The sequence below is a fragment of the Maribacter litoralis genome, from assembly GCF_902506355.1.
Classification (GTDB): Bacteria; Bacteroidota; Bacteroidia; order Flavobacteriales; family Flavobacteriaceae; genus Maribacter; species Maribacter litoralis.
The window spans coordinates 73,940-87,681 of the sequence record NZ_LR733271.1 but is presented as its reverse complement, the minus strand read 5'-3'; the positions used below and the strand labels follow the sequence as shown (position 1 = coordinate 87,681).

The window sequence follows — 13,742 nt, the reverse complement described above, 5'->3', positions numbered from 1 at the left end:
ATTTTTATTTATAACTACGTGGTGCTAAAAAGCGAGCCGTAGTGGTCTCAATTAATTTATCATTACTGTACACCCCAATTTTGAGGTTGTTCTTATCGCCACTTAAGGCAGATGCATTAATTTCTATGAACAAAGTACCTTCTGCCAGCGCTTCTGGTTGAACATCAAAATTTTCATGTCTAACCAGTTTAATTTCCCCTTTAGGAGATATTAATTCAAAATGGACATCTTCAACGGTCTTCGTAGTTTTATTTAAAAGTTTGTACGTGTAAACATTGCTAATGATGTTTCCGTCCTTGTGCTCGTAAAGTTGCCCTGGAAGTCTTAGAATATTGGCTTCAAGGTCGTTTCTCAAAAACATCATACCAACAAGCACACCCGTTAAAATGACAAGCACTGCGGTATACCCTTTTAAACGCGGTGTAAACTTGAATTTTTCCTTTTTGGTAATTTCATCTTCGCTAGCGTAACGGATCAAACCTTTTGGCAGGTTTACTTTTTCCATTATGGTATCGCACTCATCAATACAAGCGGTACAGTTAACACATTCTAACTGTGTTCCATTTCTAATATCTATACCTGTTGGGCAAACGTTTACACATTGAAAACAATCAATACAATCTCCATGACCCAATGCTTCACGGTCTTCATTTTTACGCCATTTTTTTCTGCCGTTTTCAGCTTCACCACGTTTATGGTCATAAGCAACCACTATTGATTTGTTATCCAGTAAAACCCCTTGCATACGACCATAAGGGCAGGCAATAATACATACCTGTTCTCTAAACCATGCAAAAACAAAATAGAATACCGCAGTAAATATAAGCAGCGATACCATGGTGCTAATATGTTGTAACGGACCATCGGTGATGTACTGTATCAAACGGTCACTACCAATTAAATAGGCTAAAAATACGTTTGCAATAATGAATGAAATGATAAAAAAGATGAACCATTTTAAAGCCCGTTTTCTAATCTTTTCGGCATTCCATTCTTGTCTATCCAATCGCATTTGAGCTCCTCGATCTCCATCTATCCAATATTCTATCCTACGAAAAACCATTTCCATAAAAATGGTCTGCGGACACATCCATCCGCAGAAAATACGACCAAATGCAACGGTAAATAATGCTATGAAAACCACCCCAATGATCATAGAGATAACAAAGAGGTGAAAATCTTGTGGGTAGAATGGAAAACCAAAGATGTTAAAGCGCCTTTCGAGCACATTGAACATTAAGAATTGATTACCGTTAATTTTTATAAAAGGAGATGCGATCAAGAAAACAAGTAGGGCGTAGCTCACATATTTACGATACTCGTAAAGTTTACCACTTGGTTTTTTAGGAAATACCCAAGCCCGTTTTCCATCTTCCTTTATGGTGCCGATAGAATCCCTGAAGTGATCTTGATCTTGTGACATTTTATCTCTCTTTAATCATTTAGTAGGTATGGCCAACAATAAATTTAGTTCATGGTAACCGAAGCCGAATCAATTTCAACTTCAGGAGCCGCTGTATCTACAGGATTTTCTACTGCAGGTGCGTTGGGATCTATCCAAATATCGCCCTCTGGAGCTTTAGGATTGGCAGGGGTTGTACCTTGAAAACTTAAAACATAACTAGCTACCTGAGCGATTTCCGCTGGTTTTAAGTTTTGTTTCCAGGCAATCATACCTTTACCGTCACGACCACCTTCAGATATGGTGTTAAAGACATTTTTTATGCCCCCACCAAGAATCCAGTTTTGATCGGTAAGGTTTGGACCAATACCGCCACCACCATCGGCCATATGGCAAGCGACACAGTTGCCTTCGAAAATACCTTTACCGGCACTTAGGTCGGTCGCATCGGTTAATAGCTCCACCGTATTGGCATCTACCAAACCTTTAGCTGTTTTTTTATATGCTTCAATTTCTAATTGTGCAGCAGCAACCTCTTGCTCGTATTCAAGATCTTGGTCATAACCGTTAAAGACATGAAAACGTGCCAAGTAAACTACACCGAATACGATAGAGGCGTAGAACAGGTATACCCACCAAGGTGGTAGATTATTGTCTAGCTCACGTATACCGTCGTAGTTATGGTCAAGTATAATCTCTTCTTCCGATTCTATAGGCTTACTGCCCAACATTTTGGAGTACATTTTTTTACCCCAAGTCCATTCCCACTTTTTTTCCTTTTCTGCCAAGTATCTCACTTTGGCCTCATCATCCAAGGTGTTGTAAAGTACATTTTCAATAGCTTGAACAATAAATGCAATTGCGATCAATAGCAATAGTATAAGTGCCATAAAACCGAACATTAATGTAGGGTACGCTATGAAAGCCGGTTTATCACCGCTATCAATATAAACTTCCATGAGTACGATGACCAAGAAAAAGGCCACGGTTATTCTAAACCACCAGGCTGTATTGTTTTTCATAATTCGTTATTTAGTTGGTTATCTTCTTCTAAAGGCAATTCGCTAACTTCTTTTATGTACGATTTTGATGCGGTAATGACCCACCAGAATAGTAATGTGAAAAACACAAAGAATATTAGTAATGATATCATGGGGTAGGTTGCTACACCATCTATTGTTTCCATGTAACCTTTTACAAATTTGAACATGTTTTTTAGTTTTAATTGTCAGATAATAATTCACCGGTTTCCTTCACCTTAATGTCCGTACCTAAACGTTGTAGGTATGCAATTAAGGAAACAATTTCACGATCTCTCATTTCTATAAATTCCTCTCCATTTTCAGCAGCATATTGTTTGTCGGCTTCATAGGTCTTTGCAAAATCGGGATCACTGTAAAGATTCTTTTCGATCTGTTCGGCTTGTGCATCCATTGAGGCTTCGGCATTTGCAATATCCTCATCGGTATACGGTACGCCAAGGGTAACCATTGCTTCCATTTTTGCCTGAATATCGCTTCTGTCGTGCTCATCTCTTATTAACCAAGCATAGGCTGGCATTATGGACCCTGAAGAAGTACTCTGTGGATCGTACATATGGTTCAAATGCCAGTTATCGGAATATTTACCACCAACCCTCAATAAATCTGGACCGGTACGTTTACTACCCCAAAGGAACGGGTGGTCGTAAACAAATTCACCAGCTTTGGCATATTCTCCATAGCGCTCCACCTCACTTCTAAACGGACGAACCATTTGTGAGTGACAGCTTACACAACCTTCACGAATGTAAAGATCCCGACCTTCTAATTCTAAAGGAGTATATGGCTTAACACTAGTGATTGTAGGTATGTTGGATTTCACCAAAATGGTGGGCACAATCTGTATAATACCACCGATAAGGATAGCGATGGTAGCCAATATAGTCAATTGAATAGGCTTACGCTCTAACCAAGTATGAAAGGTTTCTCCAGCAGTTCTTTTCTTTGAAACACGAGTAAGTGCTGCAGCCTCTGCCAATTCATCTTCTATAACGCTGCCAGCTTTTATAGTTCGTACAACGTTGTATATCATTACAATAGCACCAACAATGTAAAGACTACCACCAATGGCACGCATCCAGTACATAGGCATTATCTCGTTTACGGTTTCAAGGAAGTTACCGTATACCAAGGTTCCATCAGGATTAAAATCTTTCCACATTAAAGCCTGGGTAAAACCGGCAACGTACATGGGTAAGGCATAAAGAATTATGCCTAAGGTTCCGATCCAGAAATGGAAGTTCGCCAATGGTGTTGAAAATAGTTTTTTCTTGGTCATTTTAGGTACCAACCAATAGATCATACCAAAGGTTAAGAATCCGTTCCATGCTAAGGCGCCTACATGAACGTGAGCAATGATCCAGTCACTAAAGTGCGCAATGGCATTTACGTTTTTAAGCGAAAGCATTGGACCTTCAAAAGTTGCCATACCATAACCGGTGATAGCGACGACCATGAATTTTAAAACAGGATCGGTACGTACTTTATCCCAAGCACCACGTAAAGTTAAGAGTCCGTTGATCATACCACCCCATGACGGAGCTAAAAGCATGATAGAGAATGCGACCCCTAAGTTCTGTGCCCAATCAGGCAAAGCAGAGTACAAAAGGTGGTGTGGACCGGCCCAGATATAGATGAAGATCAGTGACCAGAAGTGGACAATAGACAGTCTATAGGAGTAAACTGGTCTGTTGGCCGCTTTGGGTACAAAATAATACATAAGCCCCAAGAAAGGAGTGGTCAAGAAAAATGCTACCGCATTATGACCGTACCACCATTGCACCAATGCATCTTGTACACCTGCATACACAGAATAACTTTTTAAACCAGTTACAGGTAATTCCAGACTATTAAAAATATGAAGTACCGCTACCGTTACAAATGTTGCCAAATAGAACCAGATAGCCACGTAAAGATGGCGTTGTCTTCTTTTGATCATGGTACCGATTAGGTTAACGCCAAAAGCGACCCATACTAACGCAATGGCGATATCTATAGGCCATTCAAGCTCAGCGTACTCCTTAGAACTGGTATACCCTAACGGTAAGGTAATTGCAGCTGCAACGATGATCAATTGCCAGCCCCAAAAATTGAATTTGCTTAGAAAATCGCTATACATACGCGCTTTCAACAAACGTTGGGTAGAGTAGTAGACCCCGGCATAGATAGCATTACCTACAAATGCAAAGATTACCGCATTGGTGTGCAAAGGGCGTAAACGACCAAAGCTTAACCATGATATGCCGTCGGTCAAGTTTGGGAACATGAACATAAAGGCTAACAATAAGCCCACGGACATACCCACTATGCCCCAGAACATGGTTGCATAAAGGAAATTTTTCACGATTTTGTTATCGTAATAAAACTGCTGTACTTCCATAATTATACTTGTTTATTTAATTGGATTTTATTTTCTAAAATGAAGAACAGAGAGAAAAGAAAATAGAGATGAGACTCCTATTAATTTGCAAATGTCCTTTACTTTCAATTTTTTTCTTCACTCTTCACTCTTCACTCTTCACTCTTCACTCATCACTCTTCACTCTTCACTCTTCACTCATCACTCTTCACTCTTCACTCATCACTCTTCACTCTCCACTTTTTTGTTCTTTGGCTTTACCAATTCATCTTCAAAAAGCATTCTTACGGAAGGTGTGTAAGCATCATCATATTGCCCTTGCCTTACCGAAAAAATAAAGGCGGCAAAAAAGATGATTGCAACCACTAGGCTAATCGCTAGTAAAACATAAATAACACTCATACCAATCGTAATTATTCGGTAAATTTAGGTGGGTATGGAACCTTAGAAAATGACAATTGTCATACTTTGAATTTTTTCTTAAAATTGATGGTTGAACTATGATTGACGGAGATTTAATAAATTTTGTATAATATTGATTAATAGTTATTTGAGGTTGTATTTCACTACAAATGATAGATAGCTTTATCTTAATATGAATAGAAATTTTAAGGGAGATAAAGCCCATTAGTTAGTATCTCTATACTTAATATTTACTAGCGTAATATGTTCAGTATTTCTGATACGTAGATTAAGATAGCTTTCTGCCGATAAAATTGGTCATGACCGTAGTGAATACGACTATACTAATAGAACTTAATGGCATAAGAATAGCGGCAATAACAGGTTCTAATTGCCCTGTTACAGCAAAGTATAAACCCACGCAATTGTATAGTAAAGAGAGTATAAAGCTCATTTTAATTACTCGCATGGCCTTTTTAGATGCAAGTATGTAACTATAAAGCTGTTGAAATTTTGATGCATCTAAAATAGCATCACAGGCAGGGGAGAAGACATTTATATTTTCAGATATGGCAATGCCCACATTACTTTGAGCCAAAGCACCGGCATCATTTAGTCCATCACCCACCATAAGCACTTTTTTGCCCTGTTCCTGTAAGGTTTTAATAAAGGCTAATTTATGCTCTGGTTTTTGGTTAAAGAACAACGGGGTGAGTTTGGGTAAAATAGCTTCTAACCGTGATTTTTCGCCCTCGTTGTCTCCCGATAAAATTGCCAAGCTCAAGGTCCGCGACATATTTTTAAAAGTAGTAGAGAGTCCTTCCCTATACTGATTTTGAAAAATATATCTGCCTTTATACGTATTGTTGGCACTTATGTGCATTGATGTGTCCAATACATTTTCAGATAAGGCTTTACCCACAAAATTTGCTGAGCCAATTTTCATTTTAATAGCTCCTTTACTGCTTTCCAACCCCTTGCCTACGTGTTCTTCGTATTCATCTAAAGTTATGATATTCTGTTCTTTAAGTAGATCATATAAAGATCTGCTTAAAGGGTGGTTAGATGCCCTAATGGTATTCTTTAAAATAGATTCTTCTTCTGGGGTCAATGGCATTCCCTCATAATAAGCGGTACTTTTTTGGCTAGTGGTTATGGTACCGGTCTTATCAAAAATGGCAGTATCTATTTTGGCTAGTTGCTCAATGGTCTGCGTATTTTTAATGTAGAATTTTTTCTTGCCAAAAATGCGTAACATATTTCCTAGGGTAAAAGGCGATGCCAAAGCAATGGCGCAAGGGCAGGCAATAATCAATACTGCCGTGAATACGTTCATTGCCTTTGATGGGTCAACATATAACCAAAAAGCGGTCGAAATAAAGGCAATGGAAAGTACTGCAATGGTAAAACGTTTACCTATACTATCTGTAAGATTTTGAAATGTGGTGGTTTTATCGGTTTTGAATACGGCATTGCTCCATAATTGTGTAAGATAACTTTGTGAGACAGATTTTGAGGCTATCATTTCAATAACACCGTTAAGTTGTTTGCCACCTGCATAGATCTGTTCACCAATTTCCTTTTTTACAGGTTCTGATTCACCCGATACAAAACTGTAGTCAATTTGTGCGTTTCCATAAATCAATGTGCCGTCAACGGGAATCATTTCTTCATTTCTGATCAATATTCTATTTCCCTTTTCTATATGTTGAACAGGTACGGTCTCTTCTTTTCCATCAGTTTTTAATCGGGTAATCGCAATAGGAAAATAAGACTTGTAATCACGCTCAAAAGATAAAAAGCTATAGGTTCTTTGCTGAAAGAATTTACCGAGTAATAGAAAGAATACCAACCCTGTTAGGGAGTCAAAAAATCCGCTACCAAAATTAAACGCAATATCAAAAGTACTTCTTAGAAAAAGAACCAGAATACCAAGAGCAATAGGTACATCTATATTTAAGAGTTTGGCACGTAGCCCTTTAAATGCCGATACAAAATAGTCCCACCCAGCATAAAAAACAACAGGCAATGAGAAAATGAACATGAGCCAGCGAAAAAGGTTTTGGTATTTGTTCAACCAATATTCTCCACCCGAAGCAGCACTTGAACCCAAATCAAAATACTCGGGAAAAGAAAGAAACATTACATTACCAAAGGCAAAGCCGGCAACGCCAAGTTTGTATATAAGGCTTCTATCGGTCGCTTTTTTCCTTCCTTCAAAATCCTCCAAAGATATATAGGGTTCATACCCAATTTTAGCTAAGAGCAGTACTAGGTTCTTTAAGCTGAACTCTTTTTGATAGGTAACGCGTATGGTTTTCTTTGGAAAATCTACCTGAGAACTTGTAACCTGCTTGTTGAGTTTATTCAAATTTTCCAATATCCAGATGCATGAACTGCAATGAATAGTTGGTATGTAAAGATTAATGATCTGTACGTTACTATCATTAAATTCTAATAGTTTGGAAATGATGTCCTCATTATCAAGAAAATCATACTTTCCTTCAATGGCGTTTGGGGTAGTGCCGGCAGCTTCCTGCAAATCATAATAATGAGAAAGGTCGTTGGTAGAAAATATTTCGTAAACGGTTTTGCAACCAGAGCAACAAAACGACTTTTCTTCAAAAGTGATTAGTTGCCTATCACAAGGGTCTCCGCAATGAAAACATGTATCAGCCTGCATAATTATAAACCAATTAGAAGTACAAAGGTGAAATTGAATCACTTTTTAAAACATGATAATTGTCAGTTCTTAGCATAATTGCCTTGTTTAGTTTTGTGCTATATTTAATAGTATAGCCATGGAAAGTAGATGTGAGAATTGTATCATTAGACAATTTAATTCGCTCCGTGCCTTGAGCAAAGAAGAGCTGATAAAAGTCTCTAATGCCAAAACCTCTAAAAAGGTTAAAAAAGGAGATGCGCTGTTTTTGGAAGGGCAGAAGTTAGATGGTGTTTACTGTGTACGCAATGGAGTTTCTAAATTATCTAAACTGAGTAGCAACGGTAAAGAGCAAATTGTAAAATTGACCAGTATAGGCGAAATTATGGGACAACGTTCTGTAATTGCCGAAGACTATACCAATTTGAGTGCAACAGCGATCAACGATATGGAGGTTTGTTTTATTCCCAAAGAAATAATTACGAACACCTTAAATACCAATCCGTACTTTTCTTTAGAGGTTTTGCGCCATATGGCACACGATTTAAAAGAAGCGGATGATGTTATTGTGAACATGTCTCAGAAAACGGTAAAGCAACGTCTGGCTGAAGCTTTATTGTATCTAAAGAAAAACTATGGCGAAGATGATAACGGTTTTTTACAATTGTCTTTAAGTAGAGATGATTACGCCAATATTGTGGGCGCCGCTACCGAGTCTTTAATTAGAATGATTTCCGAATTTAAAAAGAAAGGACTTCTTAAAACCGAAGGCAAGAAAATAGGCATTGTAAACGAATGTGCATTGAAAGAGCTGGTAGACGGATTTTAATTTTTCTGTTCTGATAAATGTCATAGTTTCTACAGGCTACGGCAGCTACATTTATCGAAATATAGATACGCCTTATTCATGAAAAATATTCTAATACCTACAGATTTTTCTTTGGCGGCATGGAATGCCACCGAGTTTGCGCTACGTCTTTTTGCCGATACAAAATGTACATTTTACTTTTTAAACGCTTATACCCCAGAAATTTATAGCAATCGCTTAATGGCGGGAAATACGTTGACCGCAACTAAATCTTGTTCAGCAAAAAAAGCCTCGGAAAAAGGACTTGCGATGTTGATAGACCGCATTCATAAGAACTACGATAATGATCTTCACAACTTTAAAAAAATACCTACATTTTCTTTGCTCATAGAAGAAGTAAAGGAAGCGGTGGGTAAATACTCGTTAGATTTAATTGTGATGGGGTCAAAAGGAACGGGGGAAGATGAAACCAGGGTAATGGGCAGAAACACATTTCGGGTTTTAGAGCATGTACATAGCTGCCCTGTATTGGTCATACCCAAAGATTTTAAGTTTAAACGACTTACAAATGTGGCATTGGTTTCGGGAGAAAACTATTTTTATAAGGAAGCTGAACTATATCCGCTAGTAGAAATCAGTAAAATTTTCAAGAGCAATGTTCATATTATAAATATTCAGAAATCAGCAGATCGTTTACATTCCCTTCAAAAGCTGAATCTGAATACCATTGGTAAAGCTTTAGATCAAATACCTCATTATTCTCATCACATTATACAGCAAGATTCTTTGCCCTGTAGATTAGGTGAATTCGTTGATCAATATGATTGTCAAATAGTTGTGGTATTCAGTAGTAATAATGAATTCATGAAGAATCTTAGACTTAACACTGTTGTAGATCAGTCGGTTTTTTGTGTTGATGTGCCTATTTTATCGTTGACCTCCAACGAAAATTAATGCGTACTTTCTTTCTATGATAAAGATGTAGATTGACTTTTAATGTGCGAAATTTTCACAACGAAAGGTGGTGCACCAATGTTTTTTTTAGAACAAGTTAACAATGAAGGTAACATAGGTCAATTATAAATATCTTTAGCCCAAAATAACAGACCAAATAAACCTTAATTCAACTAAAGTGAGCGCCGTAAACGAGAAAAAAGTAGCAGCATTAGAAGCAGTAAAATATATTAAATCTGGAATGACAGTGGGCCTGGGGACAGGTTCTACGGCATTTTTTATGATTGAGGCCATTGGTGAAATGGTGAAAAATGGGTTACAGATTAAAGCAGTTGCAACTTCAAATGAAACAGAGAAGCTGGCAACTAAGTTGGGTATTAACGTGATAACCCTAGCAGAAGCTAAAAGATTGGATGTAACGATTGATGGCGCAGACGAGGTAGATGAGGATTTTCAATTGATCAAAGGCGGTGGCGGGGCATTATTACGTGAGAAAATTGTAGCACATAATTCTGACCTAAACGTCATAATTGCCGACTCATCCAAAAGTGTTGCCAAACTTGGCAAATTTAAATTGCCAATAGAAACGATACCTTTTGCCACGCAATTGATTTTAAAAGAGTTAGATGATATGGGGTTGAGTCCCGTACAGCGCATGAAGGGCGATAAAGCATATAAAACCGACGAGAATAACGATATTCTGGATATTGATATTTGGGACACCGAAATAGAACTGAACGATTTAGAACAACAACTAAAGAGCATACCAGGTGTAGTGGAAACAGGGTTATTTTTGACCAGTACCAATGTAGTAATTATAGGTATAGGCGAAGAAGCGGTTATTAAAAAGAAGTGACCCGGTGTTACTAAGAGAGAGCCATAATTAAAGACAACGAAATCCGTTACAGAACAAGAAGCAATTGGCTGGTCGTAAATTGGTTTGGGGTCAGTGCTGTCTAATATCCCGATAATTTAGAGTACAGTAAATGGTAAAAGTGTTATAAAATGCTTTGTAGTTGAAAAGTACATTGCAATACTGAGGTCATAGTTAAGGTTTTGTTACTATTCATATCATTTTAAGAAAAAAATAACTTTTTTTATAACTTCCTTGTTTTTAGCGGATAAAGGAGTTTTTAGTGTGCCTTTCAATAGTTGATTTTCATCGAAAACCCTTTCGAAAGTGCTAATATGCTATTCCATAGGTCATCAAGGCTTTACTATAGAATTATGTTGGTCGAATAATTTTAATTAAAGCCCTATATAAAGTATCTTTGAAGATATTTAAGTAGTTTAAAAAATTAACACGAATCTGAATAATAATCTAATAATATAATGAACAAGGAACTAGATCAATTAGCGGCCGATAATATAAGGGCATTAGCTGTAGCGATGGTAGAAAAGGCAAACTCTGGACACCCAGGTGGGCCAATGGGAGGCGCAGACTATATGCACATTTTGTATACTGAATTTTTCAATTACGATCCTTCTGATATGAAATGGCCATTTAGAGATCGTTTCTTTATGGATGCTGGTCACCTTTCCACATTAATGTACGCCCAGTATTATCTATTGGGTAATTATTCTAAGGATGATGTTTCCAATTTTAGACAATGGGGATCTGTAACTCCGGGTCACCCAGAGGTAGATGTTGCAAGAGGTATAGAGAATACATCAGGTCCTTTAGGTCAAGGTCATACTATGGGAGTCGGTGCAGCGGTAGCGGCCAACTTTTTGAAAGCGCGTTTTGGAGATTGGATGAACCATAAGATCTATGGTTTTATTTCAGATGGTGGTGTACAAGAAGAAATCTCTCAAGGTGCAGGTAGAATTGCAGGTCACTTAGGCTTAAGTAATTTTATCATGTTCTACGATTCTAACGATGTTCAATTATCGTCTAAAACGGATGAGGTAACTTCAGAAGATACGGCTAAGAAATATGAAGCATGGGGATGGAACGTAGTTACTATCGACGGGCATGACCATGATCAAATAAGAAAAGCATTAACAGATGCCAATGCAGAGACAGAAAAACCAACCTTGATTATCGGTGAAACGATAATGGGTAAAGGCTGTGTAACTGCAGATGGTTCTCCGTACGAGGGATATACAGAACTGCACGGTAAGCCAATTGGTAATACAGGTGCAGATTATGAAAAGACTTTAGTGAATTTAGGTGCAGATGTAGATAACCCTTTTGATATTTACGATAAAGTTGAAGAGTATTACGAAGGTATCATCAATAGAAAGAAAGATGAGGCACAGGCAAAGAAAAGGGAGATTGACGCATGGCGTTCAGAAAACCCCGAGCTTTCTGCTAAATTAGATGGTTTCCTTGAAGGAAAATTACCAAATCTAGATTTTGGAAGTATAGCACAAAAAGAAGGTCAGGCTACAAGAGCGGCTTCATCTAATGTATTGGCTTACTTGGCACAGAACGTAGAGAATATGATCGTATCGTCTGCAGATTTATCTAACAGTGATAAAACTGACGGTTTCTTGAAAGAAACTAGCATCTTAAAGAAAGGAGATTTCTCTGGCGCTTTCTTACAGGCAGGTGTAGCAGAATTGACTATGGCAACTATGGCGAACGGTATTGCACTGCATGGCGGTGTAATGGCAGTTGTGGCCACATTCTTTGTATTCTCTGATTATATGAAGCCAGCTATTCGTTTAAGCTGTATTCAAGAATTACCGGTGAAGTTTGTTTGGACGCATGATGCCTTTAGAGTAGGTGAGGACGGACCAACACACCAACCGATCGAGCAAGAAGCTCAAATTCGTTTATTGGAGAAATTAAAGAACCACAGTCACGAGCAAAGTTTTGTAGCGTTGCGCCCTGCTGATTCTCAAGAAACGAACGTAGCTTGGAAAATGGCCATTGAAAACCAAAAGACACCAACAGGTCTTATCTTATCTAGGCAAGGTATTGGCGATGTACCTGCCAAGAGTGGTAACCGTTATGAAGAAGCTTTAAAAGCTGAAAAAGGAGGTTACTTGGTACAAGAAGTAGCTGATCCAGATGTAATTTTGATCGCTAATGGTTCTGAGGTTTCTACCTTGGTTGCGGCAACCAAACTATTGGAAGAGAAAGAAGGGTTAAAAATCAATATCGCTTCAATACCATCGGAAGGATTATTTAGACAACAGTCTGAAGCATACCAAGAAAAAGTGATTCCGCCGAACAAACCGGTATTCGGACTTACGGCAGGTTTACCTGTAAACTTGGAAGGATTAGCAGGACCAAACGGAAAAGTATTCGGTTTAGAGCATTTCGGATATTCTGCACCGGCAACTGTACTTGATGAAAAATTCGGATTCACCGGAGAACAAGTATACCAACAAGTAGTAGATTTTTTAAAGTAAAAAAACTTTAGGCCTTGCCTAGAGAACATTATAATAATTTAAAAGTAGAAAAAGATGAAATTTTTTATAGATACAGCAAATTTAGACGAGATCAAAGAAGCTCAAGACATGGGTATTTTAGATGGTGTTACCACAAACCCATCTTTAATGGCTAAAGAAGGCATTACCGGTGCAGAAAACATTTTGGAGCATTACAAGAAAATATGCGACTTAGTTGACGGTGACGTAAGTGCCGAGGTAATTTCTACCGATTTTGACGGTATGGTCGAAGAAGGGGAGAAGTTGGTTAAAATTAGCCCACAGATCGTAATTAAGGTACCTATGATCAAAGAAGGAGTAAAAGCGATCAAGTATTTCTCTGATAAAGGTTATAGAACTAACTGTACCTTGGTATTCTCTTCAGGTCAGGCATTATTGGCTGCTAAGGCAGGTGCAACATACGTATCTCCTTTCATAGGTCGTTTAGATGATATCTCTACGGATGGTTTAGGTTTAATTGCTGACATTCGTTTAATTTATGATAACTACGGATTTGAAACTCAAATTCTTGCGGCATCTGTTCGTCACGTAATGCATATTATTGACTGTGCTAAAATAGGTGCAGATGTTATGACAGGTGGTTTAGGTGCAATTACTGGACTTTTAAAGCACCCATTAACTGACAGTGGTTTAGAGAAATTCTTGGCAGATTACCAAAAAGGAAACTAAATCGTAAGATTTAATCAATTTAATATTAAAAACCATCACTGAAA

11 protein-coding genes are annotated in these 13,742 nt (G+C 37.9%); 5 read left to right on the top strand and 6 right to left on the bottom strand.

The window, feature by feature from the left end; all coding sequences use genetic code 11:
- Positions 1 to 4: 4 nt before the first annotated feature.
- The 6 genes from ccoG to EXIGUO8A_RS00390 form a co-directional block, all read right to left on the bottom strand.
- Positions 5 to 1,423 carry a cytochrome c oxidase accessory protein CcoG gene (gene ccoG / locus EXIGUO8A_RS00415; protein WP_159301497.1) on the bottom strand — a complete coding sequence of 473 codons (1,419 nt, stop codon included), beginning with the start codon at positions 1,421 to 1,423 and terminating at the stop codon, positions 5 to 7.
- Between the two features lie 44 nt (positions 1,424 to 1,467).
- Complete coding sequence (locus EXIGUO8A_RS00410) at positions 1,468 to 2,424, bottom strand: cbb3-type cytochrome c oxidase N-terminal domain-containing protein (protein WP_159301496.1); 957 nt, start codon at positions 2,422 to 2,424, stop codon at positions 1,468 to 1,470.
- Positions 2,421 to 2,612 carry a cytochrome c oxidase subunit IV gene (locus tag EXIGUO8A_RS00405; protein ID WP_027067528.1) on the bottom strand — a complete coding sequence of 64 codons (192 nt, stop codon included), beginning with the start codon at positions 2,610 to 2,612 and terminating at the stop codon, positions 2,421 to 2,423. The genes EXIGUO8A_RS00410 and EXIGUO8A_RS00405 overlap by 4 nt, the downstream gene beginning before the upstream one ends.
- 11 nt (positions 2,613 to 2,623) lie before the next feature.
- Positions 2,624 to 4,822, bottom strand: a complete 2,199-nt coding sequence (gene ccoN / locus EXIGUO8A_RS00400; protein WP_116769476.1) for a cytochrome-c oxidase, cbb3-type subunit I — start codon at positions 4,820 to 4,822, stop codon at positions 2,624 to 2,626.
- A 201-nt stretch (positions 4,823 to 5,023) separates the two neighbouring features.
- Positions 5,024 to 5,203, bottom strand: a complete 180-nt coding sequence (gene ccoS / locus EXIGUO8A_RS00395) for a cbb3-type cytochrome oxidase assembly protein CcoS (protein ID WP_159301495.1) — start codon at positions 5,201 to 5,203, stop codon at positions 5,024 to 5,026.
- A 289-nt stretch (positions 5,204 to 5,492) separates the two neighbouring features.
- Positions 5,493 to 7,886 carry a heavy metal translocating P-type ATPase gene (locus tag EXIGUO8A_RS00390; protein WP_159301494.1) on the bottom strand — a complete coding sequence of 798 codons (2,394 nt, stop codon included), beginning with the start codon at positions 7,884 to 7,886 and terminating at the stop codon, positions 5,493 to 5,495.
- A gap of 118 nt (positions 7,887 to 8,004) precedes the next feature.
- Here EXIGUO8A_RS00390 and EXIGUO8A_RS00385 point away from each other — a divergent pair, with 118 nt between their 5' ends.
- The 5 genes from EXIGUO8A_RS00385 to fsa all read left to right on the top strand — a co-directional run bounded on the left by EXIGUO8A_RS00385 (position 8,005) and on the right by fsa (position 13,698).
- Positions 8,005 to 8,694 carry a Crp/Fnr family transcriptional regulator gene (locus EXIGUO8A_RS00385; RefSeq protein WP_159301493.1) on the top strand — a complete coding sequence of 230 codons (690 nt, stop codon included), beginning with the start codon at positions 8,005 to 8,007 and terminating at the stop codon, positions 8,692 to 8,694.
- 78 nt (positions 8,695 to 8,772) lie between these two features.
- The gene (locus EXIGUO8A_RS00380) at positions 8,773 to 9,627 is read left to right on the top strand and encodes a universal stress protein (protein ID WP_159301492.1); all 855 of its coding nucleotides are present in this window, start codon (positions 8,773 to 8,775) and stop codon (positions 9,625 to 9,627) included.
- A gap of 178 nt (positions 9,628 to 9,805) precedes the next feature.
- On the top strand, positions 9,806 to 10,483 hold the full coding sequence (gene rpiA / locus EXIGUO8A_RS00375; RefSeq protein WP_159301491.1) for a ribose-5-phosphate isomerase RpiA: 678 nt from the start codon (positions 9,806 to 9,808) through the stop codon (positions 10,481 to 10,483).
- Between the two features lie 476 nt (positions 10,484 to 10,959).
- Positions 10,960 to 12,990, top strand: a complete 2,031-nt coding sequence (locus EXIGUO8A_RS00370) for a transketolase family protein (RefSeq protein ID WP_116769470.1) — start codon at positions 10,960 to 10,962, stop codon at positions 12,988 to 12,990.
- 54 nt (positions 12,991 to 13,044) lie between these two features.
- On the top strand, positions 13,045 to 13,698 hold the full coding sequence (gene fsa / locus EXIGUO8A_RS00365) for a fructose-6-phosphate aldolase (RefSeq protein WP_116769469.1): 654 nt from the start codon (positions 13,045 to 13,047) through the stop codon (positions 13,696 to 13,698).
- The last annotated feature ends 44 nt before the right edge of the window (positions 13,699 to 13,742 follow it).

Bases quoted from the DNA above. Each gene is read 5' to 3' on its own strand.
- ccoG (WP_159301497.1), bottom strand. From the start codon at position 1,423: ATGTCACAAGATCAAGATCACTTCAGGGATTCTATCGGCACCATAAAG.
- EXIGUO8A_RS00410 (WP_159301496.1), bottom strand. From the start codon at position 2,424: ATGAAAAACAATACAGCCTGGTGGTTTAGAATAACCGTGGCCTTTTTC.
- EXIGUO8A_RS00405 (WP_027067528.1), bottom strand. From the start codon at position 2,612: ATGTTCAAATTTGTAAAAGGTTACATGGAAACAATAGATGGTGTAGCA.
- ccoN (WP_116769476.1), bottom strand. From the start codon at position 4,822: ATGGAAGTACAGCAGTTTTATTACGATAACAAAATCGTGAAAAATTTC.
- ccoS (WP_159301495.1), bottom strand. From the start codon at position 5,203: ATGAGTGTTATTTATGTTTTACTAGCGATTAGCCTAGTGGTTGCAATC.
- EXIGUO8A_RS00390 (WP_159301494.1), bottom strand. From the start codon at position 7,886: ATGCAGGCTGATACATGTTTTCATTGCGGAGACCCTTGTGATAGGCAA.
- EXIGUO8A_RS00385 (WP_159301493.1), top strand. From the start codon at position 8,005: ATGGAAAGTAGATGTGAGAATTGTATCATTAGACAATTTAATTCGCTC.
- EXIGUO8A_RS00380 (WP_159301492.1), top strand. From the start codon at position 8,773: ATGAAAAATATTCTAATACCTACAGATTTTTCTTTGGCGGCATGGAAT.
- EXIGUO8A_RS00370 (WP_116769470.1), top strand. From the start codon at position 10,960: ATGAACAAGGAACTAGATCAATTAGCGGCCGATAATATAAGGGCATTA.
- fsa (WP_116769469.1), top strand. From the start codon at position 13,045: ATGAAATTTTTTATAGATACAGCAAATTTAGACGAGATCAAAGAAGCT.